We start from the raw sequence: 25094 nt of genomic DNA on the forward strand, positions 1-25094 counted from the left end.
AGGCCGTCCTCGCCTTCCTGCGCGAGTACGAGGACGACCTGGTGCTCTGCGTGCACAACTTCTCCCGCTTCTCACAGCCCACCGAGCTGGACCTGCGCCGCTTCGCCGGCCGCCACCCGGTGGAGCTGTTCGGCGGCGTCCGCTTCCCCGCCATCGGTGAACTGCCGTATCTGCTCACCCTCGCGGGTCACGGCTTCTACTGGTTCCGGCTCGCCCGAGTCGCATCCCGCACCGGCCGGCGCGGATGAGCGTGCGCCGGGGAAAGGACGCGTCACCATGCCGAAGACCGCTGTGATCACACGAGGGTCGGCCGGTACCGACACCCGTGCCGTCGGGGCGCTCGGCGCCCTGCTGAGCGAGTGGCTGCCGCGCCAGCGCTGGTTCGCGGGGAAGGACCGGCCCGTCGAGGAGCTGCGTCTGCTGTCCATGACGGAGCTCTACCCGGGCTGTCTGCACGTGCTGCTGCAGGCGGGCCACGCGGGGGTGCCGGCGCCGGTCGGCGCGGCGCCCACCGGCGACTGCTACCAGCTGCTGCTCGGCGTGCAGGAGCATCACACGCCCCGTCTGGGCCGGGCGCTGATCGGCAGGGTCGCGGAGGGTCCGCTGGCCGGACGTACGGTGTACGACGCCCTGCAGGACCCCCGTTCGGCGCAGCTGCTGCTGGAGCGCATGCGCCATCCGGGCACGCTCGGGCCGCTGGTCTTCGAGTCCGACCCGGACGCCCCGCCGGTGCCCGCCGGGCTGGCACCCCGGCTGATGGAGGCCGAGCAGTCGAACACCTCGCTGGTGTACGGGGACGCCTTCATCCTGAAGGTGTTCCGCCGCATCCAGCCCGGGGTCAACCCCGATCTGGAGGTGCCGGTCGCGCTGGCCGGCCAGGGCTGCGAGCGGGTGCCCGCACCGGTGGCGTGGATCCGCACCACCCAGCCGCAGGAGGCGACGCTGGGCGTGCTGCAGCCGTTCCTGCCGAACGCCTCCGACGGCTGGACGCTGGCGCTGGACGCCCTGGCCCGCGGCGAGGACTTCACGGCCGAGGCCCACGCGCTGGGCCGGGCGACGGCCGAGGTGCACCTGGCACTGGCGGCGGCCTTCCCGCTCGGCGAACACGGCGGCAACGGTCCGCTGGCCATCGCGATGGCGGACCGGCTGGAGGCGGCCGCACGCCATGTGCCCGGGCTGCGCCCGCACGTCCCGGGGCTGCGCCGGGCCTTCGGCGCCCTGTGCGCCTGCGATCCGGGGCCGCCCGCCCAGCGCATCCACGGCGATCTCCATCTCGGCCAGGTGCTGCGCGCGGGGCGCGAGTGGTTCGTCATCGACTTCGAGGGCGAACCGTCGCGTCCGCTGGCCGAGCGGTGCAGCGCCCACTCCCCCGTGCGGGACATCGCCGGGATGCTGCGCTCCTTCGACTACGCGGCCCGGCAGCGGCGGCCGTGGCGCCCCGAGTGGGCGCGCCGCTGCCGGGAGGCGTACTGCGCCGGGTACGCGGCCCGGGCGGGCTGGGACCCCCGCAAGAAACACGCCCTGCTGCGTGCTCACGAGACCGACCGCGCGGTGTACGAAGTGCTGTACGAGGCCCGGCACCGGCCCGACTGGCTGGCGGTGCCGATGGCCGCGATCGAACGACTAGCAGTCCGAGGAGGCTGACCCGTGGCCCTGCGTGACACGTCACTGCCCGAGGGGGCCGGCCCGGGCCCGTCCCGGACCGTGCCCCTTGACCCCGACGACCGTGCCCGGCTGCTGGCGGGCGCGCACCACGACCCGCACGCCCTGCTGGGCGCCCACCCGGTGCCGGACGGGGTGGTGATCCGTGCTCTGCGGCCCTTCGCGCGCTCGGTGACCGCCCTGGTCGACGGCGAGCGCGTCCCGCTCGCCTCGGACGGCGACGGCCTGTTCTCCGCCGTCCTGCCGGTGGCGGAGATCCCCGAGTACACCCTGCTGGTGGCGTACGACGGCGACGAGAGCGAGACGCACGACCCGTACCGCTTCGTGCCGGCCCTCGGTGAGCTGGATCTGCATCTGATCCGGGAAGGGCGGCACGAGCAGCTGTGGAAGGCGCTCGGCGCGGAGCCGATGACGCACCAGGGCGTGGCCGGCACCCGGTTCACCGTGTGGGCGCCGAACGCCCGCGGTGTGCGGGTCACCGGCGACTTCTGCTGCTGGGACGGCACCGCCTACCCGATGCGCTCGCTCGGCGCGGCCGGTGTGTGGGAGCTGTTCCTGCCCGGCATCGGCGAGGGCACGCGGTACAAGTTCGAGATCACCTCGCAGTACGGTCAACGCTTCCTCAAGGCCGACCCGTTGGCCCGCCGCGCGGAGGTGGCCCCGGACACGGCCTCGATCGTGCACGCCTCGCACTACGAGTGGGGGGACGCCGACTGGCTGGCCCACCGGGGGGACGTGCCGGTGCACCGGGCGCCGTTCTCGGTGTACGAGGTGCACCTGCCGTCGTGGCGGCCGGGGCTGACCTACCGGGAGCTCGCCGAGGAGCTGCCCGCGTACGTGAAGGACATGGGCTTCACGCACGTGGAGCTGATGCCGGTGGCGCACCACCCGTTCAGCGGATCGTGGGGCTACCAGGTCACCGGCTTCTACGCACCGACGCCCCGGCTGGGCGGCCCGGACGACTTCAAGTTCCTGGTCGACGCCCTGCACCGAGCCGGCATCGGCGTGATCATGGACTGGGTGCCGGCGCACTTCCCGAAGGACGACTGGGCGCTGGCCCGGTTCGACGGGGACCCGCTGTACGAGCCCGGGGACGCGCGCCGCGCGGAACACCCGGACTGGGGAACGTACGAGTTCGACTTCGGGCGCGTGGAGGTGCGCAACTTCCTGGTCGCCAACGCGGTGTACTGGTGCGAGGAGTTCCACATCGACGGGCTGCGGGTCGACGCGGTCGCCTCCATGCTGTACCTCGACTACTCGCGCGACTCCGGGCAATGGGCGCCGAACGTGTACGGCGGCCGGGAGGACCTGGACGCGATGGCCTTCCTGCAGGAGATGAACGCGACGGTGTACCGCCGCAACCCGGGCGTGGTGACCATCGCCGAGGAGTCCACCGCCTGGGGCGGGGTGACCCGGCCCACCGACAGCGGCGGGCTCGGGTTCGGCCTGAAGTGGAACATGGGCTGGATGCACGACTCGCTGCAGTACATGAGCCACGAGCCGGTCCACCGCAAGTACCACCACCACGAGATGACCTTCTCGATGGTGTACGCCTACAGCGAGAACTACGTGCTGCCGATCTCCCACGACGAGGTGGTGCACGGCAAGCAGGCGCTGGTGTCGAAGATGCCCGGGGACTGGTGGCAGCAGCGCGCCAACCACCGCGCCTACCTCGGCTTCATGTGGTCCCACCCGGGCAAGCAACTGCTGTTCATGGGGCAGGAGTTCGCGCAGGGCGCCGAGTGGTCCGAGCCCGAAGGGCCGCACTGGTGGCTGCTGGACCCGGCGTACGGCGCGGCGGACGACCACCGCGGGGTGCGCGACCTGGTCCGCGACCTCAACCGGCTGTACCGTGCCACGCCGGCCCTGTGGGAGCGCGACACGGACCCGGCCGGCTTCCGGTGGGTCCTGTGCGACGCCGCCGACGACAACGTGTACGCCTATGTGCGCCACGCCGCCGACGGCACCCCGCTGCTGTCGGTCAGCAACCTCTCCCCGGTGGTCCGCCACGGCTACCCCCTCGGCGTCGGTGACGACGTGGCGGCCTGGGAGGAAGTCCTCAACACCGACGCTGCCCGCTACGGCGGCGGCGACGTCCGCAATCCGGACCCGGTGAAGCCGGAGGACGGGCGGATCCGCCTCACTCTGCCGCCCCTGGCCACGGTCTGGCTGGCACCGGCTGTGTGAACCGGTGTCGCGGGGGCAGTCGGGTGCGTACGAGCCGTAGCAGAGAGGCCGCATGCCGTGCGCACTGTCGGAGTGGAGGAGGAACTCCTCCTGGTGGACCCCGGGACGGGTGAGCCCCGCGCGCTGTCCGCCGCGGTGCTCGCCCGTGCCGCGCGGGAGGAGAACGGCGGGCGGGACGTCTTCGAGAAGGAACTCCACAACCAGATGCTGGAGTTCGCCACCCATCCGCAGTCCAGGATGGACGAGCTGGCGGCGGAGATCGTCCGGTGCCGCGCGGAGGCGGCCCGGCACGCCGGGGAGGCGGGCTGCGCGGTCGCGGCGCTGGCCACGTCGCCGCTTCCGGTGCGCCCGTCCGTCGGCATGCACCGGCGCTACCAGTGGCTCGCCGACCAGTACGGCATCGCCACCCGCGAGCAGCTGGTGTGCGGCTGCCACGTCCATGTGCAGGTCGACTCCGACGAGGAGGGCGTGGCGGTCATCGACCGGGTGCGCCCGTGGCTGTCGGTGCTGGCGGCGCTCAGCGGCAACTCACCGTTCTGGCAGGGCCGCGACACCGGGTACAGCAGCTATCGCAGCCGGGTCTGGCAGCGCTGGCCGTCGGCCGGGCCGACGGAGCTGTTCGGGTCGGCGGAGGGCTACCACCGGCGGGTGGCGGACATGGTGGCCACGGGGACGATTCTCGACGGGGCGATGGCCTACTTCGACGCGCGGCTGTCCGAGCGCTACCCCACCGTGGAGATCCGGGTGGCGGACGTCTGTCTGCACGCCGACACCGCGGTGCTGATCGCCGCGCTGGTGCGGGGGCTGGTGGAGACCGGCGCGCGCGACTGGCGGGCCGGCCGGGCCCCGGCGGACCACAGCGTGAGCCTGCTGCGGCTGGCCGACTGGCGGGCCGCCCGCTCCGGGCTGACCGGGGAGCTGCTGCACCCCGAGACGATGCGGCGGGCGCCGGCGAAGACGGTGGTCGAGGCCCTGCTGGACCGTGTCGGGGAGGCGCTCGCGGAATTCGGTGACCTGGAACGCGTGCGATCGTCCTGCGCCGAGCTGCTCGCCCGGGGCGGCGGGGCCCAGGTGCAGCGCGAGGTGTGGGCGCGCACGGGCAGCCTGCGGGACGTCGTCACCGCCTGCGTCCGGCACACCCAGGGCTGAGACCGCCGGTCGGTCGCGGTCCGTCCGGTCCGCCGGGGGTGGCTCACAGCATCAGCACGATGGCGTACGCCAGGAAGAAAGCGGCGACCAGGACGACCAGGCCGAGGATCAGCACCAGCGGGCCCTTGGCCCAGCCCTTGGTGGGATTGTGCGTCTCGCGCGGTCCGGCCTCGGGCATGCTGCTCTCCGCGGGCGGGGTCTCGCCCGGGGGGACGCCACCGCCCGGTTCCAGTCCGGTGGAGCGCTCGGGTTCGGGGTCGGGATTGATGTGCGTCATGCCGTCCGAGTCCCCCGAACCGGTCAGCATCACCAACTTGTCGGTTCCCGGCCACAAGTGGTCCCGCCTGGGCTACATTCGACCACCGCCGATGACGGTTCACGTCGGCGGCGTCACAGTCCGTACACCTCAGGAGCAGCGCATGCGCGACCTCGCGATCGCTCCCCCGGCCACCGCCCCGCTCACCGCGGGGCTCGCCGACAGCGTCTTCGACACCGCCGACCGCTCTCCCACGCTGCCCGTCCTGGCCCGCCGCCGGGCGGACGGCGCGGCGTGGGAGGAGGTGACGGCGGTGGAACTGCGGGACCAGGTGGTCGAGCTGGCCAAGGGTTTCGTCGCCTGCGGGATATCGCCAGGGCACCGCGTGGCGATCATGGCGCGCACCCGCTACGAGTGGACGGTGCTGTGCTACGCCCTGTGGGCGGTGGGCGCCGAGGTGGTCCCGGTCTACCCGACGTCGTCGCGCGACCAGGTGGCGTGGATCCTCCGGGACGCGGGGTGTGTCGGGGTGGTGGTGGAGGACGAGCAGAGCGTGATGACGGTCGGCTCGGTGTGCGCGACGCTGCCCGCCCTGCGGCACGTCTGGCAGCTGGACTCGGGGGCCCTCGCGGAACTCGCCCGGCACGGTGCGGAGATCCCCGCCACCACCGTCGACTCGCTGCGCCGGATCGTCCTGCCGGACGCCACCGCTGTGATCGCGTATACCTCCGGCACCACGGGCCGCCCGCTGGGCTGCGCCCTCAGCCACCGCAGTCTGGCCGCCCCCTGCGACACCCTGCTGGCCGGCTGGGGACACACCGCGGCTGCGCCCGGCGAGCGCCCCTCGGTCCTGGCCTTCCTGCCCTTCTCCCACGTGTACGGTCTGATGATCCAGGGGCTGTGCGTGCGCGGCGGCATCCTCATGGGCCATGAGCCGGACCTCAGCCAGGAGGCGCTGTCCTCGGCGCTGCTGACGTTCCGGCCCACGTACCTGTACGCGGTGCCGTCGGTGTTCGAGAAGCTGTACAAGGGGTTCCTGCGGGCGGCCCAGCAGGCGGGGCGCGGTGTCCTGTTCGAGCGGGCCGCCGCGACCGCGCGGGAGTTCGCGGCGGCCGTGGAGCGCCGGCGGATGGGGCGCGGCAGCGGCCCCGGTCTGGAACTGCGCCTGCAGCACGCGGTGTTCGAGCGGACGGTGTACCGCAAGCTGCGTGCGGCGCTGGGCGGCCGGGTGCACCGCGCCACCTCGGGAGGTTCGCCGCTGGGCCGTGACCTCTCCCTGTTCTACGAGGGCATCGGCATCTACGTGCACGACGGCTACGGCCTGACGGAGACCGCCGGCGGGATCACCGTGCAGCCGCTCGGCCGTGAGAAGTCGGGGACCGTCGGGCAGGCCCTGCCGGGCACGGAGATCCGGGTGGCCGCCGACGGGGAGATCCTGGTGCGCGGCCCGTCGGTGTTCCAGGGCTATGTCAATGCCGAGGCCGCCACCCGGGCCGCGCTGTCCGGCGGCTGGCTGGCCACCGGTGATCTCGGGCACCTGGACGAGGACGGGTACCTGACCATCACCGGCCGCAAGAAGGACGTCATCATCACCAGCGGCGGCAAGAGCGTCTCGCCGGCCCTGCTGGAGCAGCGGCTGCGGATGCACCCGCTGGTCCACGAGGCGGTGGTGGTGGGCGACAACCGGCCCTGCGTGGGGGCGCTGATCACGCTGGACCCCGAGTTCCTGACGCACTGGCGGGGCGGGCTCGCGCTGTACGGGGACATCCCGAGCCGGGAGGCCCGGGAGGAGAACGCGCTGCGGGAGGAGGTGGGCCGGGCGGTGGCCGCGGCCAACAGCGCGGTGTCGCGCTCGGAGTCGATCCGGGTCTTCCGGATCGTGCCGCAGCCCTTCGACCGGACCGGGGAGCTGCTGACTCCGTCGATGAAGTTGCGCCGCGATCTGGTCGTCGGACACTACGCGGCCGAGATCGACGCCATGTACGCGGCCCGCAGACCGGTGTCCCGGCAGGGCGGGCAGCATGAGGCGCCGGCCTGGGAGGACGCCGACGATGTGTTCCGCTGAACTCACGCGTAGGACGCGCCAGTCCGGGAACCCTCCCTGTGGCGACTGAGACAGCCGTACGAGAAGGGACGACGGCCCGGGACCGACGGGCCGCACGACGTCATGGCAACCGAGCCGAGCGGGAGTGACTCACTGGCCTCCTGGGGACCACCGACCCGTAGCGTCCGTTTCGCGGGCGAGCCGCACGACGTGACGGGGGCGCGGCTGGCCGCGGAGGAGTATCTGCGCGACCTGGCACGGGTGGCACCGCCGACGAGTGAGGAGTACTGGCACGACATACTCCTGATCGTCGGCGAGCTGACCTCCAACGCCGTCCAGTACGCGCCGGGCCCCTTCGAACTGCGCATGCGGCGCACGTTCGACGGGGTGCACGTCACCGTCCACGACACCAGCCCCACACGCCCCGAACCACGGCCGTTCCGCCCCGACAGCAGCGGCGGCGGCATCGGCTGGCACCTGGTGCACACGCTGTGCAGTCAGGTCAGCGTGGTGACGACCGAGCAGGGCAAGGACGTCCATGTGTTCCTGCCCTGGTGAGCGGGCCGCCGGCTCAGCCGGCGGCCGTGCCGCGCGCGGTGCGGCGCAGATAGTGGGTCCCGACCGTCGCCAGATAGGCGGGGTCGGACGTCTCGCTGTCGGTGCGGAACCCGGGCGCCGACCTCACCTGGTCGCGGGTGCAGGACAGCGATATCCGGCGGGCGGTCGCGTCGACGGAGGTGACCACGCCCGCGGGCACCACGGCGCTGCGACCGAAGATCCATCTGCCGCTGTCCACCACCAGGTGCGCCATGCCGTGGGGGCCGGCGGCGCGCTCCACGTGGCCGACCGTGCCGCCGTCGGCCGCGACCACGGTCCACCCGGTCAGGTCCTGCCCGTGGTGGTACCCGCTGCCGGCCGCGTAGGACCAGATCCCGTCGTCGGTTCTCACGCCGCCCCACCCCTTCGCCGGTGCGCGGGGGCACGGGATGCCACCGCGCTCGCTTCATTGCACCCTGTACCCGTCCGGCGCCGCTCCGATGCGGAGCGCGACTGTGCCCCATGTCGCATCCAAGCGGCGCGCCGGGGTAGCTGCCTGACATCCCCACAGTTCGGAGGCCCCCGTGTCCACCGCTCAGAGTCCCCTGTCGATCGAGGTCGAGCTGGCGCGCGAGGACGTCGTCCTGGTGAGCGTCGCCGGCCATCTGGATCTCGACACCGCGGCCGCGTTCCAGGCCGGGCTGGCCGAGCAGCTGCGCCAGGGCCGCCGGCACTTCCTGCTCGACCTGTCGGCGGTGCCGTTCATGGACTCGTCGGGGATGAACATCATCCTGCGGACGTACCACGAGACCCGCGGGCGGGCGGGCAGTGTGCATGTGATCCGTCCGGTGAACGCCGTGCGCCGGGTGCTGGACCTGACCGGCGTCAGCCTCACGGTCCCCATATCGGAATCGGTCGACGAGGCACTCGCCCTGATCGACGGACAGGGGGCCGGGCAGGCGTCGGCCGAGACGCCGGGGGACGCCTGAGGGGACCCGCGGCTGGGCGTCTTCGTCTGGTTGCCTCACCCGGCTGGCGCTCACCGGCCGGGCGCGGTGGGATCGTGTGAGGTGCGACACGGCGTGCGGCGGGCATGCGCGTGCCGTCGAGGCAGACCGCCGGAGCCGCAGAGAGGGAGATCGACGTGATACGACCCAGGATCCTGGTGGTGGGCGCGGGCTTCGCGGGAGTGGAGTGTGTCCGGCGCCTGGAACGCAAGCTGTCCCCCGACGAGGCGGACGTCACCCTGGTGACGCCGCAGGCCTACCAGCTCTATCTGCCGCTGCTGCCCCAGGTCGCCTCGGGGGTGCTGACCCCGCAGTCGATCGCCCTGTCGCTGCGCCGCAGCCGTAAGTACCGCACCCGGATCATCCCGGGCGGCGCGATCGGGGTGGACCTGGCGGCGAAGGTCTGCGTCATCCGCACCATCACCGACCGGATCGTCAACGAGCGCTACGACTACATCGTGCTGGCCCCCGGCAGCGTGACCCGGACGTTCGACATCCCGGGGCTCACGGACAACGCCTTCGGCCTCAAGACGCTCGCCGAGGCGGCGTACATCCGGGATCACGTGATCTCGCAGCTCGATCTGGCCGATGCCAGTCTGGACCCGGCCGAGCGGGCGGCCCGGCTGCAGTTCGTGGTGGTGGGCGCCGGTTACGCGGGCACCGAGACCGCGGCCTGTCTGCAGAAGCTGACGCACGCGGCGGTGCGGCGTTACCCCCGCCTGGACCCGCACCTGATCAAGTGGCACCTGATCGACATCGCCCCGAAGCTGATGCCGGAGCTGGGCGAGAAGCTGGGCCGCAGCGCCCAGGAGATCCTCAGCCGGCGCGGCATCGACATCTCGCTGGGGGTGTCGATCGCCAAGGCCGGCCCGGAGGAGGTCACCTTCACCGACGGGCGGGTGGTTCCGACCCGCACGCTGATCTGGACGGCGGGCGTGGTCGCGAGCCCGCTGATCGCCACGCTGGGCGCCGAGACGGTGCGCGGCCGGCTCGTGGTGTCCGACGAGATGGCCGTGCCCGGCCATGACGGGGTGTTCGCGCTCGGTGACGCCGCCGCCGTGCCCGACGTCACCCGGGAGGAGGGCACGATCTGCCCGCCTACCGCGCAGCACGCCATGCGGCAGGGCAAGGCGGTCGCGGACAACGTCATCGCGACGCTGCGTGGGCAGCCGCTGCAGCGCTACGAGCACGGGGATCTCGGTCTGGTCGTCGACCTCGGCGGCCGCGACGCCGTCTCCAAGCCGCTCGGCCTGGAACTGCACGGCCTGCCGGCCCAGTTCGCGGCGCGCGGCTATCACTGGTGGGCGCTGCGCACCAATGTGGCGAAGGTCCGGGTGGCCACCAACTGGACGCTGAACGCCGTCGCGGGCGACGATTTCGTGCGCACCGGCTTCCAGGCGCGGCGGCCCGCCAAGCTGAAGGACTTCGAGTACACGGACACGTACATGACACCCGAGCAGGTGCGGGCACATGTGGCGGGGACGGAGCCGCCGACCGGCGGCTGAGGCGGTGGACCGACGGCGACGGACGGGGGCCGGTGGAGCGCACGTGGTCGCGCCCCGCCGGTCCCCGTCGCCATGGGCGAGGGGGACCGGCGGGGCGCGGTGGTGGGCGGCCCGCTCAGAAGTCGGTGGGCAGCCCGCTGACCTCGGCGATGCCCCGCAGTTCCTCGGTGTCGTGGTGCCGCTGCCGGATGTAGCCGGCGATCTCGGCCAGCCGCACGGGGTCGGCCGCGGTGTCCGCGTCGGTCACCACCCGCACCGGGCCGGTCTCGTCGATGTTCAGTTCGACGAGCTGGTTGTCCAGGCGTCCGGTGACGGCGGTGGCGATGACCAGGGCGGCCTCGTCACGGATCTGCTGGGGCAGGGTGTCGGTGTCGTCCGGGTCCAGGGAGAAGTCGAGGGCCTCCGGGGGCTGCTCGTCCAGAGCACGCAGCGCCGGGGCGACGACCCTCAGCAGGAGCCGGTAGTCGTCGTTGTCCATCCGTCCGCGCAGACGGTCGAGGTAGAGGTCCACGGCCCGCCCGTCCGGCGAGTTCTCGGGTTCCGTCATTCGTTACGGGTTCCTCCCTCGCTCGGGTGTACACACGCTCACGCGTAGGCGCGAGGGTCCGCGCCCGCCGGGCCGGCGGTCGGCGCGGAACCGTGGTGCGAGAGCCACCGGTGGGCGGTCTGCAGGGCGTGCCGCACATCGCGGGTGCCCGTGGACACGCACAGCGTGTAGGCGAGGTCCTGGGCCCGGATGTCGGCCTCGGTGCGCCGGTCGGCCTTCTCGTCCGACGCCGTCAGTGCCTCGTACTCGTCGACCAGTCGACGCAGCACGGCGGGATGGGGCATCAGCATCGGTTCGCTCCTCGGTCCGGGTCGGTGGGGCGGCGGGTCAGTGACGGGTGCGCGGTGTCGGACGCGTGCTCCTCGGGTCTTCCGCGGTTCCGGACGGCGGTACCGCCGGACGGTGGTCAGGCGCCGGGTGCGGGCGGCCCGTTCTTCCCAGCGGTGGTGGTGCCGGAGCTGCCGCCACGCCCCAGGGCTTCCTCACGGACCCGGGCGCAGCTGCGGCTGATCAGCCGGGAGACGTGCATCTGGGAGATGCCCAGTTGGTCGGCGATCCGGCTCTGGGTCATGTCCTCGAAGAAACGCATGTAGAGGATGGCCCGCTCGCGCTCGGGCAGGCGGCGCAGTCCCTCCTTCGCGGACTCTCGGTCGACGACGACGTCGTAGGAGGCGTCGGCGGCGCCGAGGGTGTCGGCCAGGCTGTACCCATCGTCACCCGAAGGGAGTTCGGCGTCCAGTGAGAGCGTGCTGAAGCTCTCCAGCGCCTCCAGGCCGGCGTTGACCTCGTCCTCGGTGAGGCCGGTGTGCGCGGCGATGTCTGCGACCGAGGGTTCCGGCGCTCCGGGATTCTGGGTGAGGTCGCGGCGGGCGACACGGACCTTGTTGCGGAGCTCCTGCACGCGGCGCGGCACGCGCAGCGCCCACATGCGGTCGCGGAAGTGCCGCTTGATCTCACCGGTGATGGTGGGCACGGCGTAGCTCTCGAAGGCCCCTCGGGCCGGGTCGAAGCGGTCGACGGCCTTGACCAGTCCGAGGGCGGCCACCTGGCGCAGGTCCTCGATGGCCTCCCCCCGGTCGCGGAAGCGGCCGGCGATCCGGTGGGCCATGGGCAGCCACGCGGTGACGATCTCGTCGCGCAGCGCGTCGCGTTCGGGGCCGTCCGGCAGGCCGGTCAGCCGGACGAACTGGGCTGTCGTGTCGGGTGCGTCGTCGTGGGTGCGTCGCGGCGACGTGGTGGTGCGGGCGGAAGTTGCGAGTCGACTTGTCGACAGATCCGTAGCCATTGCGGTTTCGCTCCTGAACGGTGGAGTCAGGGACTGACCGCGGGAGGAACGGCGCCTGAGGGACCCAAGAGGCCCCGGCAGCCGTACGGCTCCCGCTGGCGCGCCTCCGGTCCGAAGCACGAGTGTGCGTCTGCCCCTGTGACGGGGGACCAAACCCCCTGGAACGCAAAAGGCGTCTGAGAGGCATGTGGCGCTTTTTGCGCCTGTGTCCATGGAAGGGCCCCAAGGGGGCGGACGGGAGGGCGGCCTGCTGGAACAGGCGAGGTGGCGGGCGTCAGAACACCGGGACGACGGCGGTGATGCGCTTGCCCCCGGAGGGCAGGTCGGCGACGCTGACCTCGCGGGAGAGCCTGCACACGATCGGCCACCCGCGGCCGCCGGTGCTGCGCCGGGACCGGGGATCGTGGCTGTCCACGGCGACGGGCAGCCGGTCACTGCGGTCGCTGACGGAGACCCGGACGGCCGGGCCGTCGACGTCGACGTCGAACTCCGTGACGCCGCCGCCGTGCAGGATGGCGTTGGTGGTCAGCTCCGAGGCGACGAGCAGGGCGTCGGAGAGGGCGGCCTCGTCGCAGTGGGTGCCGGTCGCCCCGCACCGCCGGGCCACCACGCCCCGCACGGCGCGGCGGACGTCGGCCGGGCGGCACGGACCGCGGGCGCAGTGGCGTGGCAGGCAGCGGTCGGACGTGCCGAGCGGGCTGGGTGCGGGGTCGGTGGTCATCCTTTCACTCCTTGGCTGGTCCCGGCCGGCACCGGCCGGGCCGGGCGGCAAGCTGTCTCCCTGTTCGGCTGGCCAGCCGCGCCCGGGCCAAACATCACGGGCGCCGTTTCCCGCCACATCCCGGCTCGGAGCGGCCCGTCGGCCCCGGCCGGGTGGGTTCGGGCGGCGACGGGGTACCCGCGGGCCATGTCCGATGTGGTCGACTCCGACGAACTGCTGCGCCGCATGCAGCGGGCCAGGGCTTACGCGCGTCAGGAACTGCGCACCTGGCGGACGCTCGCCGAGGGGGCGGAGCCCGCGGCGGACGCGGCGGCGGCGCGTACCCGGCAACTGGCGTACGAGGTGGTGGTGCGTGTCCTGGACGAGATCCTGACTCCCGGCAGCCACGGTCCGGAGCCCGGGAAGACGCGGTGACCGGGACGACGCGGTGATCGGGACGACCCGGCGACCGGGGGAGGCGGGACGAGGTGGTGGGCCGACGTGAATCAGGTCACGCGACCCGGTTTTGATTTCTCATACGATCCGAAAATCGTTTAGTGTTCATCCATACGCGGCGCGCGGAGTCGACGGCACTCCTCCTCCGTACCCCGCCCTGGACCGCCCTGGCCGGCTTCCCCCGTCCGGCCAGGGCGTTTTTCTGTTCCTCCCGAGGTGCCCGACGCCGCGTGGGCGGTTCCAATGGGCATAGGGAAAGCACGCATCCGTCGTCGGCGAGGAGCACCGCGCCATGACCAAAGCGATCAAACTGCTGTCCGCCCTCGCCCCACCCCAGCGCGCACGGCTGATGGAACTCGCCCGCGAGGTCTCCTTCCCGGAGGACACCCGGATCTTCGAGGCGGGCGGCCGGGCGGACCGCTTCTGGGTCATCCGGTCCGGGGCGGTCTCCCTCGATCAGCGCGTCACCTCGTTGCAGCGGGTCACCGTCGCCAGCCTGGCGGCAGGCGACCTGCTGGGCTGGTCCTGGCTGTTCCCGCCCTACGAGTGGGACTTCGGCGCGGAGGCGTTCAGCCCGGTGCGCGCCTACGAGTTCGACGCGCAGCCGGTGCTGAAGCTCTGCGAGGAGGACCCGGCGCTCGGCTTGTCCCTGGTGCGGATCGTGGCCGAGATCCTCGCCCACCGCCTGGAGGCGACCCGCGGCAAACTGCTGGAACAGGGCGGGTCCTACCGGTGGGGGCGGCGGTAGGGGCGGTCAGCCGCCGCTCCCGGCGAGCAGCAGCAGCCCGAGCGTGATCATCGTCGCCGCGACGAGCCCGTCCAGCACCCGCCAGGCGGCGGGCCGGGCCAGGAAGCGGCCCAGCAGGCGGGCGCCGAAGCCGAGCGCGGCGAACCAGCACAGACTGGCCAGCGCGGCGCCGACCCCGAACGTCCAGCGCAGCGGGCCCCGGTCGGCCGCGATGGAGCCGAGCAGGAAGACGGTGTCCAGGTAGACGTGCGGGTTGAGCCAGGTCAGCGCCAGGCAGGTGAGCACCGCCCGGCGGCGTGAGCCGGCCGCCTCGCCCTGCGCCACCAGCGCCCCGCCGGGCCGCAGCACGCGGCGGGCGGCGAGCACGCCGTAGCCGAGCAGGAAGGCGCCGCCGATCCAGGCCACCGCGGTCAGCGCCTGGGGCCAGGCCACCACCACGGCACCCACCCCTCCCACGCCGAGCGCGATCAGGACGACGTCGGACAGGGCGCAGATCCCGACGACGGCGAGGACGGCGTCGCGTCGGATGCCCTGACGCAGGACGAAGGCGTTCTGGGCGCCGATGGCGACGATGAGCGACAGACCGGTACCGAAACCGGCCGCCGCGGCGGCGAGAGCGTTGGACATGGCGCCCACGGTAGGGAGCCCGATCACTGGACGTACAGCTAAAGATTCTTACGTAACATTAGCTCTCGTGAAGACGATCGCTGATCCCGGGATGCCGGACCTCCCGCTCGACCAGGTGCGGACCCTGCTCGCCGTGGTCGACGAGGGCACCTTCGACGCCGCGGCCGCGGCGCTGCACGTCACCCCCTCCGCGGTCAGCCAGCGGGTCAAGGCGCTGGAACGGCGCACGGGGCGGGTCCTGCTGCTGCGCACCAAGCCGGTGCGGCCGACCGAGTCCGGGGAGATCGTGGTGCGGTTCGCCCGCCAGCTGGCCCGGCTGGAGCGCGACACGCGGGCCGAACTGGGCATGAGCGGTGCCGGGGAACCGACCCGGGTCTCCGTCGCGGTGAACGCGGACTCACTGGCGACCTGGTTCCTGCCGGCCCTCACCCGGGTCGCGCGCGAGCCGCGCCTGTGCTTCGAGCTGCACCGCGAGGACGAGACCCGCACCGCCGAACTGCTTCGTGAGGGACTGGTGATGGCGGCGGTCACCTCGTCGCCGGACGCGGTGACGGGCTGCTCCGTGCGCCGACTGGGCACCATGCGCTATCTGGCCGCCGCGACCCCCGGCTTCGCCGAGCGCCACCTGGGCGGCTCGCTGGGCGAAGCCCTGGCCGAGGCGCCGGTGGTCACTTTCGACCGCAGCGACGACCTGCAGGACGCGTTCGTGCGACGCCTGCGGCCCGGGCGGGGCCGGGCGGGCACGGTACGGCACGCCGTGCCGACCTCGGAGGGCTTCGTGTCCGCGGTGGCCGCCGGGCTCGGCTGGGGCATGGTGCCGCGCGCCCAGGCGGCGGAACTGCTGCGCACCGGCCGTCTGGTGTCCCTGGCCCCGGACCGCCCGCTGGACGTTCCGCTGTACTGGCAGCAGTGGCGGCTGGACTCCCCCGCGCTGGCGGCCCTGGCCGAGTCGGTGGCCCGCGCGGCGGCCGAGGCGCTCGACCAGGGCCCGTCCTGAACGTCCGGGCCGGAAGACGTCGCGGCGCCGGAGGGGCTTCGGCGACGGGCCCCGGCCGTCCCGGCGGCCCGCTCGGATCGACAGGCCCCGGCCGTCCGGGCGGCCCGCTCGGGGCGACGCGGCGGCCGGCGGGCCGGCGGCCGCGTCGCGGGGGCGCGGGCGACGGCGGGTCGCGAAACCCCCTCGGATCCGGTCAGCCGCTTCCGCGGCGCAGGGGGCCCCAGGCGCTCTCCTGGCGGGCCACCTCGGCCCGCGCCTCCTCGATGACGCGCCGGTCGATCCAGCACAGCGGCCGCACGTCGGTCACGAGGGGCTCGTTGTCCGGCCCGCGACCCGTCTCGCGGCCCGCGAGGACCCAGGGACGGACCCCCGGCCCCTTGTCGTGCGGCAGGTGGGCGTAGTCGTACAGACGGCGGGCCACCCACAGGTCCAGGGGCCGGTGCCGCCACCACTCCTCCACGTCCAGGGGGTTGGCCGACAGGCCGGGCATCGCCACGCCGGTGAGGTCGTCGGTGCTGGACGTGCCGGCGAGATCCGCCTCGGGGCCGCGGGACCAGCGGACGTAGAGACCCTGGCGGCGGCCCACCAGCCGGGTCAGCTCGCCCAGGCTGCGGGCGACGGGCAGACGGCCCGGCGTGCTGCTCATGGACCCTCCTTCCGCGCCACCGGGCCACCGGAGTACCCAGGGTGGACGAGCCGGAACGGGGCGGTCGCGTGACCATGGGGCGAGCAGCGTCCCCCGCCGGAAAGGAGAATCCCATGAGTGTCCGTGTGCGCCGCGTCTACGATCCGCCGCACCCCGACGACGGGGTGCGGGTGCTGGTCGACCGGCTGTGGCCGCGCGGGGTGTCCAAGGACGCCGCGCGCGTCGACGAGTGGCCCAAGGCCCTCACCCCGTCGACGGAGCTGCGCCGCTGGTACCACGCCGGCGAGGGCTCCTACGAGGAGTTCACCCGCCGCTACGAGGCGGAACTGGCCGCCCCGGACGCGGCCGGGCTCCTGGAACAGGTGCGGTGGCTGGCCCGGGAGGGGCCGGTGACGCTGCTGACGGCCTCGAAGACACCCGAGGAGAGTCACGCAGCCGTGCTGGTCGGCCTGCTCACGGCCGACGGGTGACGTCACGTGGTCCCGGGCCGCTCGCGGGGTGCCTCAGCCGGTCTGCCGGGCCGCCGCCCGTCCCGCCGCGCGCCCGGAGAAGAGGCAACCGCCGAGGAAGGTGCCCTCCAGGGCGTTGTAGCCGTGCACCCCGCCGCCGCCGAAGCCGGCCACCTCGCCGGCCGCGTACAGTCCCTCGACGGGCCGTCCGTCCGCGCCGAGGGCGCGGGAGTCGAGGTCGGTCTGGATGCCGCCGAGCGTCTTGCGGGTGAGGACGTGCAGCTTGACGCCGATGAGCGGGCCGGCCGCGGGGTCGAGGACCCGGTGCGGGGTGGCGACCCGGCCGAGGCGGTCGCCGAGGTAGCGGCGGGCGTTGCGGATGCCCTGCACCTGGGTGTCCTTGGCGAACGGGTTGGCCATCTGCAGGTCGCGGGCCTCGATCTGCCGGCGCAGCGTGGCCGCGTCGAGCAGCGGCTCGTCGGTGAGGGCGTTCATGCGGTCGACGAGCCGGTCGAGGGTGTCGGCGACGACGAAGTCGGCCCCGTGGTCGAGGAAGGCCCGGACGGGCGCGGGCGCGCCCTTGCCGAGGAGCCGGTCGCGCAGGACCGCGCGCTTGTCCTTGGCGGTGATGTCCGGGTTCTGCTCGGAGCCGGAGAGCGCGAACTCCTTCTCGACCATCCGGCGCGTGAGGACGAACCAGGAGTGGTCGTACGCGGCGATGTCCTCGGTGGTGCGCAGGTACTTCAGGGTGCCGAGGGTGTCGTACCCCGGCAGGCAGGGGTCGGGCAGCCGACGGCCGAGCGCGTCGAACCACAGCGGGGACGGTCCGGACAGGATGCGGATGCCGTGACCGGGCCACACGGGGTCCCAGTTGCGCACGCCCTCGGTGTAGTGCCACATGCGGTCGCGGTTGACCAGGCGGACGCCGGCCTCGGCGCTGATGCCGAGCATGCGGCCGTCGACGTAGGCGGGGACGCCGGTGACCATCTCGGTGGGCGGGGTGCCCAGCCGCCGCGGCCAGTGGCGCCGCACCAGGTCGTGATCGGCGCCGATGCCGCCGGAGGTGACCACGACCGCCTGGGCGGTCAGCTCGAACTCGCCGGACCGCTCCCGGCTGGAGGCGACGCCGCGCGGCGAGTCGTCGGAGGCCAGGACGGTGCCGCGCACCCCGCGGGCCGCACCGGACTCGACGACCAGTTCGTCCACGCGGTGGCGGTGGTGGAAGGTGAGCAGTCCGTCGCGGGCGGCCTGCTCGGCGTAGCGGGCGAAGGGCTCGACGACGCCGGTGCCGGTGCCCCAGGCGATGTGGAAGCGGGGTACGGAGTTGCCGTGGCCGTCGGCGCGCGGGCCGCCGCGCTCGGCCCAGCCGACGGTGGGCAGCAGCGTGATGCCGTGCCCGGCGAGCCAGGCGCGCTTCTCGCCGGCCGCCCACTCGACGTAGGCGCGCGCCCAGCGCACCGCCCAGGAGTCCTCGTCGTCGAGGCGGTCGAACCGGGCACTGCCCTGCCAGTCGTTCCAGGCGAGGTCGAGGGAGTCCTTGACGCCGAGGCGGCGCTGCTCCGGAGAGTCGACGAGGAAGAGCCCGCCGAACGACCAGTAGGCCTGGCCGCCGAGGTTGGCGGCGTTCTCCTGGTCGACGAGTGCGACCCGGCGGCCCCGGCTGGTCAGTTCGTGAGCGGCGACCAGGCCGGCGAGGCCGGCTCCGACGACGATGACGTCCGCGTCCATGGGGTGCGTTACCTTTCCTCGGTCCCTCGTCGGGGGTCTGTCGCCGCTGTGGTGAGCAGGGCGGTGAGCAGCTGTTTGAGCCAGGCGCGGGCGGCGTCGACGTCCTTGTCGAGCAGGAGCTGGGTGGTGACGCCGTCGTAGGCGGCGACCACCGCGCGGGCGGCACCGTCGACGTCGCCGAGCGCGGTGGACGGTTCGGGATGCCCCTGGGCGCGGGCGAGCCGGTCGGCGATGGCGCCGCGCAGCCGCACCCGGTGGTCCAGGAGCGTGCGGGCGACCTCGGGGTCACGGGCGGCGTGCACCAGGAAGTCGGTCTTCACCAGCAGCCAGTCCACGTCCAGCAGGAGGACCTCGGTGACCCGGTCGACGGCGGCGGGCACGTCGAGGCCGGGCCCGTCCTGGGCGAGCGCGTCGGCCACCTGTCCGGCGATGAGGTCCGCGCGTTCCCGGTAGAGCGCGAAGAAGAGTTCGTCCAGGGTGGCGAAGTTGGAGTAGAAGGCGCCCCGGCTGTAGCCGGCGGCCTCGCAGACCTCCTCGATGGAGACCCGGCCGAAGCCCTTGGCCGCGAACACCGCGAAGGCGCCGTCGAGCAGCCGGGCGCGGGTGCGGACGCGGCGCCTGGTGACGCGCCCGGGTGCCTCGTCGGCCATCTCCGCCCCCTCTCCGTTCGATACGGGAATGTATCGGATACGCCAGTGCATCGAAAGACCGGTCGACGGCCGATCACCCGCCGCCCGCCGAACGGCAACCCGCCCCACGAATGGAACACAGTTTCGATTCGGGGGTAGGCTGGCCGCATGGCCACGCACCACCTCCAGGGCTCCCTCTTCGACCAGGCCGACGAACTGCGGCTCGGCGCCCTCGCCGGGATCCGCCGGACCGAGCTGGGCGCCGGGGCCTGGATCGACGTGCGGCCGGGCTGGCTGACCGGCTCCGACGGCCTCTTCGACCACCTGGCGACCGGTGTCCCCTGGCGCGCCGAGCGGCGGAAGATGTACGACAACGTCGTCGACGTTCCGCGGCTGCTCGCCTTCTACGGGGCCGGGGACCCGCTCCCCCACCCCGTGCTGGAGCGGGCGCGCGCGGCGCTGTCCGCGCACTACGCCGGGGAACTCGGCGAGCCGTTCACCACGGCCGGCCTGTGCTACTACCGCGACGGCCGGGACAGCGTCGCCTGGCACGGCGACCGGGGCGGCCGGGGCTCGCGCGAGGACACCATGGTCGCGATCCTGTCCGTAGGCGCCCCCCGCGACCTGCTGCTGCGCCCGGCCCACGGCGGCGGTGAGACCGTGCGCCGCCCGCTCGGCCACGGCGACCTGATCGTGATGGGCGGCTCCTGCCAGCGGACCTGGGAGCACTGTGTGCCCAAGTCCACCCGCGCCGCGGGTCCGAGGATCAGCGTCCAGTTCCGTCCGCACGGGGTCCGCTGACGCGTCCGCCCGCCGATCTGCTTTGCTGGCGTCCTCAGCCACCTCTTCGCCACGGGACGGTCATGCGGGCACAAGTGCAGCAAGTAGCCGACGGCGTGCACCTCGTGCACGGCTCCGACACCAACTGGGTGATCCTCGCCGACGGCGACGCCGTCACCCTGATCGACACCGGCTATCCCGGGGACCGGGGGCTGCTGCTGGACTCCCTGGCCCAGGTCGGGAGTTCGCCCGAGGCGGTGACGGCCGTCCTCGTCACCCACGCGCACACCGACCACATCGGCTCGGCGGAGTTCCTGCGCACCCGGCACGGCACGCCGGTACGGCTGCACCAAGCCGAAGTCCCCCACGCGCGCCGGGAGTTCCTGCACCAGGTGGGCGTGGGGACGGTCCTGCGCCAGGGCTGGCGACCCGGGGTCCTGCCCTGGGCGGTGCGCGCGCTGCGCTCCGGCGGCACCGCCCACGTCCCGGTGGCCGGGCCCGAACCGCTGCCGGCCGCCGCCGGTCCGCTCGACCTGCCCGGCCGGCCCGTGCCCGTGCACACCCCGGGCCACACGCTCGGGCACTGCGCCTACCACCTGCCCGCGGCGGGCGTGGTGGTGTCCGGCGACGCCCTGGTCAGCGGCCATCCCACGTCCCGGGTGCGGGGCCCGCAGCTGCTGCCGACCATGTTCCAGCACGAACGCGAGCACGCCCTGGCCTCGTTGCGGCTGTTCGAGGAGCTGGAGGGGGATGTGCTGCTCCCGGGGCACGGGCCGGTACACCGGGGCCCGGTGGCCGACGCCGCGCGCCGTGCGCGGGAACGCGCCGTCTAAGGTCGGACCATGGCTTTGCAGATCAGCGCCACCAACCCGGAGCACCCGGCCCTCCTGCTGGAGCTGCCGTGGCACCTCCCCCTGGAGGAGTGGCCGGAAGAGGTCCTCGTCCCGCTGCCCCGGGGCATCTCCCGCCACGTGGTGCGCTACGCCCGCGCCGGCGAGGAGGTCATCGCCGTCAAGGAGCTCGCCCAGCGGCCCGCGCTGCGGGAGTACGAGCTGCTGCGCGACCTGGACCGGCTGTCCATCCCGGCCGTCGACCCGCTCGCCGTGGTCACCGGCCGCCTCGACACCGCCGGGGAGTCCCTGGAGCCGGTGCTGGTCACCCGGCACCTCGGCGGGTCCATGCCGTACCGGTCGATGTTCGAGACGACGATGCGGCCGGCGACCATGCACCGGCTGATGGACGCCCTCGCGGTGCTGCTGGTCCGGCTCCACCTGGCCGGGTTCGCGTGGGGCGACTGCTCGCTGTCCAACACGCTCTTCCGGCGCGACGCGGGCGCCTACGCCGCCTACCTGGTGGACGCCGAGACCGGCGACCTGCATCCGCGGCTGAGCGACGGCCAGCGCGCCTACGACCTCGACCTGGCCCGGGTGAACATCAGCGGCGAGCTGCTCGACCTGGAGGCGTCCGGGGCGCTGCACCCCTCCGTCGACCCGATCGAGTTCGGCACGGAGATCTGCGCCCGGTACGGCGACCTGTGGAAGGAGCTGACCCGCACCTCCGTCTATCCGGCGGGCAAGTACCACTACATCGAGCGCCGCATCCGGCGCCTGAACGACCTCGGGTTCGACGTGGCCGAGATGCAGATCGAGCACTCCTCCACCGGGGACACGGTCACCTTCGTGCCGAAGGTCGTCGACGCCGGCCACCACCAGCGCCAGCTGCTGCGGCTGACCGGGCTGGACGCCGAGGAGAACCAGGCCCGCCGGCTGCTGAACGACCTGGAGAGCTGGATGGCCACCCAGGACGACTACGCCCCGGGCGACCCGCTCGCCGCACGGCCGGAGGTGCTCGCCCACCGCTGGGTGCGCGACGTGTTCCGTCCGACCGTGCGGGCCGTTCCGCTGGAGCTGCGCGGCTCGATGGACCCGGCGGAGATCTACCACGAGCTGCTGGAGCACCGCTGGTACCTGTCGGAGCGGGCGCAGCACGACATCGGGCTGGACACCGCCGTCCGGGACTACATCGAGAAGATCCTTCCCAAGGCGCGCGAGACCCTGGAGCCGACCGTCCCCGAGGCGTGATCAGTCGTGCGGGACGACGGCCACCGGGCAGTCCGCGAGGTGCAGCACCCCGTGGGCGACGGAGCCGATGCGGGCGCCCACCGCCGTACGGTGCGCCCGGCGGCCCACGACCATCAGCTGGGCCCGCCCGGACACCGACAGCAGGACCTGTCCGGCGCTGCCCATCTCCACGTGCTCCACGACGTGCACGTCCGGGAACCGCTCCCGCCACGGCTTCAGGGCCTCCGTCAGCGCCTGCTTCTCGAACGGTTCCAGGCCGCCCGCGTCGTCGAGGAGCTGCATCGAGGCGGGGCTGTAGGCGAACACCGGCGGCAGGGTCCATGCGCGTACGGCGCGGACCGTCGCGCCGCGCGCGGCGGCCGTCTCGAACGCGAACCGCAGGGCCGCCGCGCTGTCGTGCGGGTCGCCGTGCTGACCGACGACGACCTCGTGCCCGGCGACCTCGTCGGACGGCTTGTCGCCGGCCCGCACCAGGACCACCGGGCGGGCTGCCTCGGCGATCACCTGCTGGCCGACGGAGCCCAGCAGGAAGCCGACCACGGCCCCGTGCCCGCGCGAGCCGAGCGCCAGCAGTTCGGAGTCCGCCGCGGCCGACACCAGCGCTTCCGCGGGGCGGCCCTCGACCAGGTCGGCGGTCACCCGGAGACCGGGGTGGCGCTCGGTGACCGCCCGGACCGCCTCGTCGACCCCCTCGCGCACCCAGCCCGCCTGGGTGTCCCGGTCCGCGGTGCCGGCCGCCGCCTGGGGCTGGAACCGCCAGGCGTGCACCAGGCGCAGCGCCGTGTCCCGCCGGACGGCCTCCCGGGCCGCCCAGGCGAGCGCCGCCCGGCTCTCGTCCGTCCCGTCGACCCCTACCGTGATCGGGCGCGTCATACCGCCGCCTCCCCTGCCTCGTGATCTTTCTGACCCGGCCCAGTCTTCACTACGCTTTCGGTATGGGCCTGCAGTGGGAGCAGATCTGCGTCGACGCACGTGATCCCGCGGCGCTCGGGGCTTGGTGGGCCCGGGCGCTCGGCTGGGTGGTGGTGAACGACGACCCTGAGGAGTACGAGGTCCGGCCGGCCCCGGACCGGCTGCCGGGTCTGCTGTTCGTGCGCGTGCCGGAGGCCAAGACGGTCAAGAACCGGTGGCATCCGGACTTCCGGCCCGTGGACCAGGGGGCCGAGGTGGAGCGGCTGCTGGCGCTGGGCGCGCGGCGCGCGGACATCGGGCAGGGCGAGCGGCCGTGGGTGGTCCTGCGGGATCCGGAGGGCAACGAGTTCTGCGTCCTGGGGGCCAGCAGGCAATCCTGAGCGCGGCGGGCCGATCGAACATACGATGGCCGGTAGCCGGCCTGGTCGACCGTCTCCGGGGTCACCCGGCCGCGGCACCGATCACTCGGGGTGGGAGACGCATGGCACAGGCCGCCGAAGCAGCGCGGACCGTCATTCTGACCGTGGACGACGACCCGGGTGTCTCCCGCGCCGTCGCCCGCGACCTGCGGCGCCGCTACGGCGCCTCGTACCGGATCGTGCGGGCGGAGTCCGGCCCGTCGGCCCTGGAGGCGCTGCGCGAGCTGAAGCTGCGCGGCGACCTGGTGGCGGTGATCCTCGCCGACTACCGGATGCCGCAGATGAACGGCATCGAGTTCCTCGAGCAGGCCCTGGACATCCACCCGGGCGCGCGCCGGGTGCTGCTGACGGCGTACGCGGACACCGGCGCCGCGATCGACGCGATCAACGTGGTCGATCTCGACCACTACCTGCTCAAGCCGTGGGACCCGCCGGAGGAGAAGCTCTATCCGGTGCTGGACGACCTGCTGGCGGCGTGGCGGGCCGGTGACCACCGGCCGGTGCCGAGCACCAAGGTGGTCGGCCACCGGTGGTCGGCCCGCTCCTCGGAGGTACGGGAGTTCCTCGCCCGCAACCAGGTGCCGTACCGCTGGTACTCCTCGGACGAGCCGGAGGGGCGGCGGCTGCTCGCGGCCGCCGGGCAGGACGGGCGGCGGCTGCCGCTGGTCGTCACCCCCGACGGCGACCCGCTGGTCGCGCCGGAGCCGCCCGAACTCGCCGCCCGCGTCGGCCTGGCCACCGACCCGACGACCGACTTCTACGACCTGATCGTGATCGGCGGCGGCCCGGCCGGGCTCGGCGCGGCGGTGTACGGGGCGTCCGAGGGACTGCGGACGGTGCTGGTGGAGCGGTCGGCCACCGGCGGGCAGGCCGGGCAGAGCTCGCGGATCGAGAACTACCTGGGCTTCCCCGACGGCGTCTCGGGTGCGCAGCTCACCGACCGGGCACGGCGGCAGGCGACGAAGTTCGGCGCCGAGCTGCTGACCGCGCGGGAGGTGACCGCGCTGGAGGTCAACGGCGCCGCGCGGATCGTCCGGTTCTCCGACGGCTCGGCGATCGCCGCGCACAGCGTGATCCTGGCCACCGGCGTGTCGTACCGGCAGCTGGCGGCGCCGGGCGCCCGGGACCTCACCGGGTGCGGGGTGTTCTACGGCTCGGCGCTCACCGAGGCGGCCTCCTGCCAGGGCCACGACATCTACATCGTCGGCGGGGCGAACTCGGCGGGGCAGGCGGCGATGTACCTGTCGCGGCACGCCAAGTCGGTGACTCTGCTGGTGCGCGGGCCGGACCTGACGGCGTCGATGTCGCACTACCTGATCCAGCAGATCGAGGAGGCGCCGAACATCTTCGTGCGGCCCCGCACGGTCGTCGACGCGGCACACGGCGAGGGGCGGCTGGAGCGGCTGACGTTGCGCCAGGTGGAGTCGGGGGAGACGGAACAGGTCGACGCGCAGTGGGTGTTCGTGTTCATCGGCGCCGCCCCGCTGACCGACTGGCTGGACGGCGCGGTCCTGCGCGACGAGCGCGGCTTCATCCTGGCGGGCCCCGACCTCAGCCCCGACGGGCGGCCCCCCGAGGGCTGGGAGCTGGACCGGCCGCCGTACCACCTGGAGACCAACGTGCCGGGCGTGTTCGTGGCGGGCGACGCGCGCGCCGAGTCCGCCAAGCGGGTCGCGTCCGCCGTCGGTGAGGGAGCCATGGCCGTGATGCTGGTCCACCGCTACCTGGAGCAGTCGTGAGCGG

28 protein-coding genes are annotated in these 25094 nt (G+C 73.5%); 17 read left to right on the forward strand and 11 right to left on the reverse strand.

Features of this window, described 5'->3' with window-relative positions:
* The 4 genes from AC3ET3_RS08205 to AC3ET3_RS08220 form a co-directional block, all read left to right on the forward strand.
* Positions 1-248 (forward strand): alpha-glucosidase C-terminal domain-containing protein (locus tag AC3ET3_RS08205; RefSeq protein WP_435611908.1); only part of this gene is annotated, 248 nt, incomplete at its 5' end.
* A gap of 28 nt (positions 249-276) precedes the next feature.
* Positions 277-1644 carry a maltokinase N-terminal cap-like domain-containing protein gene (locus AC3ET3_RS08210; RefSeq protein WP_432138100.1) on the forward strand — a complete coding sequence of 456 codons (1368 nt, stop codon included), beginning with the start codon at positions 277-279 and terminating at the stop codon, positions 1642-1644.
* Positions 1645-1647: 3 nt separating this feature from the next.
* Entirely contained in the window at positions 1648-3849 is a 2202-nt protein-coding gene (gene glgB / locus AC3ET3_RS08215) for a 1,4-alpha-glucan branching enzyme (RefSeq protein ID WP_432157400.1), read from the forward strand.
* A 57-nt stretch (positions 3850-3906) separates the two neighbouring features.
* Positions 3907-4998, forward strand: a complete 1092-nt coding sequence (locus AC3ET3_RS08220; RefSeq protein WP_432138098.1) for a glutamate--cysteine ligase 2 — start codon at positions 3907-3909, stop codon at positions 4996-4998.
* A 43-nt stretch (positions 4999-5041) separates the two neighbouring features.
* On the opposite strand, the gene AC3ET3_RS08225 is transcribed toward AC3ET3_RS08220, so the two are convergent.
* The gene (locus AC3ET3_RS08225; RefSeq protein WP_432138097.1) at positions 5042-5275 is read right to left on the reverse strand and encodes a DUF6480 family protein; all 234 of its coding nucleotides are present in this window, start codon (positions 5273-5275) and stop codon (positions 5042-5044) included.
* A 142-nt stretch (positions 5276-5417) separates the two neighbouring features.
* Here AC3ET3_RS08225 and AC3ET3_RS08230 point away from each other — a divergent pair, with 142 nt between their 5' ends.
* Positions 5418-7319: an AMP-dependent synthetase/ligase gene (locus AC3ET3_RS08230; protein WP_432157399.1), complete on the forward strand. Its 1902-nt coding sequence runs from the start codon at positions 5418-5420 to the stop codon at positions 7317-7319.
* A 102-nt stretch (positions 7320-7421) separates the two neighbouring features.
* On the forward strand, positions 7422-7856 hold the full coding sequence (locus tag AC3ET3_RS08235; protein ID WP_432138095.1) for an ATP-binding protein: 435 nt from the start codon (positions 7422-7424) through the stop codon (positions 7854-7856).
* 13 nt (positions 7857-7869) lie between these two features.
* Here the strand turns inward: AC3ET3_RS08235 and AC3ET3_RS08240 are convergent, their stop codons facing one another.
* Entirely contained in the window at positions 7870-8247 is a 378-nt protein-coding gene (locus tag AC3ET3_RS08240) for a PRC-barrel domain containing protein (RefSeq protein WP_432138094.1), read from the reverse strand.
* Between the two features lie 172 nt (positions 8248-8419).
* On the opposite strand from AC3ET3_RS08240, the gene AC3ET3_RS08245 reads away from it, so the two are divergent.
* Positions 8420-8824 carry an STAS domain-containing protein gene (locus tag AC3ET3_RS08245; RefSeq protein ID WP_432138093.1) on the forward strand — a complete coding sequence of 135 codons (405 nt, stop codon included), beginning with the start codon at positions 8420-8422 and terminating at the stop codon, positions 8822-8824.
* 104 nt (positions 8825-8928) lie between these two features.
* Complete coding sequence (locus AC3ET3_RS08250) at positions 8929-10347, forward strand: NAD(P)/FAD-dependent oxidoreductase (protein ID WP_432138092.1); 1419 nt, start codon at positions 8929-8931, stop codon at positions 10345-10347.
* A 115-nt stretch (positions 10348-10462) separates the two neighbouring features.
* On the opposite strand, the gene AC3ET3_RS08255 is transcribed toward AC3ET3_RS08250, so the two are convergent.
* From AC3ET3_RS08255 to AC3ET3_RS08270, 4 genes are all read right to left on the reverse strand, one after another.
* On the reverse strand, positions 10463-10894 hold the full coding sequence (locus AC3ET3_RS08255; protein ID WP_432138091.1) for a hypothetical protein: 432 nt from the start codon (positions 10892-10894) through the stop codon (positions 10463-10465).
* 38 nt (positions 10895-10932) lie between these two features.
* Entirely contained in the window at positions 10933-11184 is a 252-nt protein-coding gene (locus tag AC3ET3_RS08260) for a DUF5133 domain-containing protein (RefSeq protein ID WP_432138090.1), read from the reverse strand.
* A 116-nt stretch (positions 11185-11300) separates the two neighbouring features.
* Positions 11301-12179, reverse strand: a complete 879-nt coding sequence (locus tag AC3ET3_RS08265) for an RNA polymerase sigma factor SigF (protein WP_435611909.1) — start codon at positions 12177-12179, stop codon at positions 11301-11303.
* A gap of 274 nt (positions 12180-12453) precedes the next feature.
* Positions 12454-12900 (reverse strand): ATP-binding protein, encoded by a 447-nt coding sequence (locus AC3ET3_RS08270; protein ID WP_432138088.1) that lies wholly within the window; start codon positions 12898-12900, stop codon positions 12454-12456.
* 186 nt (positions 12901-13086) lie between these two features.
* On the opposite strand from AC3ET3_RS08270, the gene AC3ET3_RS08275 reads away from it, so the two are divergent.
* Together AC3ET3_RS08275 and AC3ET3_RS08280 are read left to right on the forward strand one after the other, a co-directional pair.
* Positions 13087-13314, forward strand: coding sequence for a hypothetical protein (locus AC3ET3_RS08275; protein ID WP_435611910.1), 228 nt, complete (start codon positions 13087-13089; stop codon positions 13312-13314).
* 313 nt (positions 13315-13627) lie between these two features.
* The gene (locus AC3ET3_RS08280; protein ID WP_432138086.1) at positions 13628-14083 is read left to right on the forward strand and encodes a cyclic nucleotide-binding domain-containing protein; all 456 of its coding nucleotides are present in this window, start codon (positions 13628-13630) and stop codon (positions 14081-14083) included.
* A 6-nt stretch (positions 14084-14089) separates the two neighbouring features.
* On the opposite strand, the gene AC3ET3_RS08285 is transcribed toward AC3ET3_RS08280, so the two are convergent.
* On the reverse strand, positions 14090-14710 hold the full coding sequence (locus AC3ET3_RS08285) for a LysE/ArgO family amino acid transporter (protein WP_432157398.1): 621 nt from the start codon (positions 14708-14710) through the stop codon (positions 14090-14092).
* Positions 14711-14801: 91 nt separating this feature from the next.
* Between AC3ET3_RS08285 and AC3ET3_RS08290 the strand changes: the two genes are divergently transcribed.
* Positions 14802-15707 (forward strand): LysR family transcriptional regulator ArgP, encoded by a 906-nt coding sequence (locus AC3ET3_RS08290; RefSeq protein WP_432138106.1) that lies wholly within the window; start codon positions 14802-14804, stop codon positions 15705-15707.
* A 193-nt stretch (positions 15708-15900) separates the two neighbouring features.
* On the opposite strand, the gene AC3ET3_RS08295 is transcribed toward AC3ET3_RS08290, so the two are convergent.
* Positions 15901-16353 (reverse strand): DUF6098 family protein, encoded by a 453-nt coding sequence (locus AC3ET3_RS08295; protein WP_432157397.1) that lies wholly within the window; start codon positions 16351-16353, stop codon positions 15901-15903.
* 113 nt (positions 16354-16466) lie between these two features.
* Here AC3ET3_RS08295 and AC3ET3_RS08300 point away from each other — a divergent pair, with 113 nt between their 5' ends.
* Entirely contained in the window at positions 16467-16823 is a 357-nt protein-coding gene (locus AC3ET3_RS08300) for a DUF488 domain-containing protein (RefSeq protein WP_432138083.1), read from the forward strand.
* A 33-nt stretch (positions 16824-16856) separates the two neighbouring features.
* On the opposite strand, the gene AC3ET3_RS08305 is transcribed toward AC3ET3_RS08300, so the two are convergent.
* Positions 16857-18530 (reverse strand): FAD-binding dehydrogenase, encoded by a 1674-nt coding sequence (locus AC3ET3_RS08305; RefSeq protein ID WP_435611911.1) that lies wholly within the window; start codon positions 18528-18530, stop codon positions 16857-16859.
* Between the two features lie 8 nt (positions 18531-18538).
* On the reverse strand, positions 18539-19180 hold the full coding sequence (locus AC3ET3_RS08310; protein ID WP_435611912.1) for a TetR/AcrR family transcriptional regulator: 642 nt from the start codon (positions 19178-19180) through the stop codon (positions 18539-18541).
* 147 nt (positions 19181-19327) lie between these two features.
* On the opposite strand from AC3ET3_RS08310, the gene AC3ET3_RS08315 reads away from it, so the two are divergent.
* From AC3ET3_RS08315 to AC3ET3_RS08325, 3 genes are all read left to right on the forward strand, one after another.
* Positions 19328-19960, forward strand: a complete 633-nt coding sequence (locus AC3ET3_RS08315; RefSeq protein ID WP_432138080.1) for an alpha-ketoglutarate-dependent dioxygenase AlkB — start codon at positions 19328-19330, stop codon at positions 19958-19960.
* Positions 19961-20022: 62 nt separating this feature from the next.
* The gene (locus AC3ET3_RS08320; RefSeq protein WP_435611913.1) at positions 20023-20772 is read left to right on the forward strand and encodes an MBL fold metallo-hydrolase; all 750 of its coding nucleotides are present in this window, start codon (positions 20023-20025) and stop codon (positions 20770-20772) included.
* A gap of 9 nt (positions 20773-20781) precedes the next feature.
* A complete protein-coding gene (locus AC3ET3_RS08325; protein ID WP_432138078.1) occupies positions 20782-22020 on the forward strand; it encodes a DUF4032 domain-containing protein in 1239 nt (412 codons plus the stop codon).
* Here AC3ET3_RS08325 and AC3ET3_RS08330 read toward each other — a convergent pair whose 3' ends face one another.
* Positions 22021-22893 carry a universal stress protein gene (locus tag AC3ET3_RS08330; protein ID WP_435611914.1) on the reverse strand — a complete coding sequence of 291 codons (873 nt, stop codon included), beginning with the start codon at positions 22891-22893 and terminating at the stop codon, positions 22021-22023.
* Between the two features lie 62 nt (positions 22894-22955).
* Between AC3ET3_RS08330 and AC3ET3_RS08335 the strand changes: the two genes are divergently transcribed.
* Entirely contained in the window at positions 22956-23312 is a 357-nt protein-coding gene (locus AC3ET3_RS08335; RefSeq protein WP_435611915.1) for a VOC family protein, read from the forward strand.
* A gap of 101 nt (positions 23313-23413) precedes the next feature.
* Entirely contained in the window at positions 23414-25090 is a 1677-nt protein-coding gene (locus AC3ET3_RS08340) for an NAD(P)/FAD-dependent oxidoreductase (RefSeq protein ID WP_435611916.1), read from the forward strand.
* Positions 25091-25094: the final 4 nt, after the last annotated feature.

It is taken from the genome of Streptomyces sp. bgisy159, assembly GCF_057707805.1.

What these genes read in the sequence shown, in the direction of transcription:
- AC3ET3_RS08210 (WP_432138100.1), top strand. Translation starts at nt 277, where the DNA reads ATGCCGAAGACCGCTGTGATCACACGAGGGTCGGCCGGTACCGACACC.
- AC3ET3_RS08225 (WP_432138097.1), bottom strand. Translation starts at nt 5,275, where the DNA reads ATGACGCACATCAATCCCGACCCCGAACCCGAGCGCTCCACCGGACTG.
- AC3ET3_RS08230 (WP_432157399.1), top strand. Translation starts at nt 5,418, where the DNA reads ATGCGCGACCTCGCGATCGCTCCCCCGGCCACCGCCCCGCTCACCGCG.
- AC3ET3_RS08235 (WP_432138095.1), top strand. Translation starts at nt 7,422, where the DNA reads ATGGCAACCGAGCCGAGCGGGAGTGACTCACTGGCCTCCTGGGGACCA.
- AC3ET3_RS08250 (WP_432138092.1), top strand. Translation starts at nt 8,929, where the DNA reads ATGCGCGTGCCGTCGAGGCAGACCGCCGGAGCCGCAGAGAGGGAGATC.
- AC3ET3_RS08255 (WP_432138091.1), bottom strand. Translation starts at nt 10,894, where the DNA reads ATGACGGAACCCGAGAACTCGCCGGACGGGCGGGCCGTGGACCTCTAC.
- AC3ET3_RS08260 (WP_432138090.1), bottom strand. Translation starts at nt 11,184, where the DNA reads ATGCTGATGCCCCATCCCGCCGTGCTGCGTCGACTGGTCGACGAGTAC.
- AC3ET3_RS08265 (WP_435611909.1), bottom strand. Translation starts at nt 12,179, where the DNA reads ATGGCTACGGATCTGTCGACAAGTCGACTCGCAACTTCCGCCCGCACC.
- AC3ET3_RS08270 (WP_432138088.1), bottom strand. Translation starts at nt 12,900, where the DNA reads ATGACCACCGACCCCGCACCCAGCCCGCTCGGCACGTCCGACCGCTGC.
- AC3ET3_RS08275 (WP_435611910.1), top strand. Translation starts at nt 13,087, where the DNA reads ATGTCCGATGTGGTCGACTCCGACGAACTGCTGCGCCGCATGCAGCGG.
- AC3ET3_RS08280 (WP_432138086.1), top strand. Translation starts at nt 13,628, where the DNA reads ATGACCAAAGCGATCAAACTGCTGTCCGCCCTCGCCCCACCCCAGCGC.
- AC3ET3_RS08285 (WP_432157398.1), bottom strand. Translation starts at nt 14,710, where the DNA reads ATGTCCAACGCTCTCGCCGCCGCGGCGGCCGGTTTCGGTACCGGTCTG.
- AC3ET3_RS08290 (WP_432138106.1), top strand. Translation starts at nt 14,802, where the DNA reads ATGCCGGACCTCCCGCTCGACCAGGTGCGGACCCTGCTCGCCGTGGTC.
- AC3ET3_RS08295 (WP_432157397.1), bottom strand. Translation starts at nt 16,353, where the DNA reads ATGAGCAGCACGCCGGGCCGTCTGCCCGTCGCCCGCAGCCTGGGCGAG.
- AC3ET3_RS08300 (WP_432138083.1), top strand. Translation starts at nt 16,467, where the DNA reads ATGAGTGTCCGTGTGCGCCGCGTCTACGATCCGCCGCACCCCGACGAC.
- AC3ET3_RS08305 (WP_435611911.1), bottom strand. Translation starts at nt 18,530, where the DNA reads ATGGACGCGGACGTCATCGTCGTCGGAGCCGGCCTCGCCGGCCTGGTC.
- AC3ET3_RS08310 (WP_435611912.1), bottom strand. Translation starts at nt 19,180, where the DNA reads ATGGCCGACGAGGCACCCGGGCGCGTCACCAGGCGCCGCGTCCGCACC.
- AC3ET3_RS08315 (WP_432138080.1), top strand. Translation starts at nt 19,328, where the DNA reads ATGGCCACGCACCACCTCCAGGGCTCCCTCTTCGACCAGGCCGACGAA.
- AC3ET3_RS08320 (WP_435611913.1), top strand. Translation starts at nt 20,023, where the DNA reads ATGCGGGCACAAGTGCAGCAAGTAGCCGACGGCGTGCACCTCGTGCAC.
- AC3ET3_RS08325 (WP_432138078.1), top strand. Translation starts at nt 20,782, where the DNA reads ATGGCTTTGCAGATCAGCGCCACCAACCCGGAGCACCCGGCCCTCCTG.
- AC3ET3_RS08330 (WP_435611914.1), bottom strand. Translation starts at nt 22,893, where the DNA reads ATGACGCGCCCGATCACGGTAGGGGTCGACGGGACGGACGAGAGCCGG.
- AC3ET3_RS08335 (WP_435611915.1), top strand. Translation starts at nt 22,956, where the DNA reads ATGGGCCTGCAGTGGGAGCAGATCTGCGTCGACGCACGTGATCCCGCG.
- AC3ET3_RS08340 (WP_435611916.1), top strand. Translation starts at nt 23,414, where the DNA reads ATGGCACAGGCCGCCGAAGCAGCGCGGACCGTCATTCTGACCGTGGAC.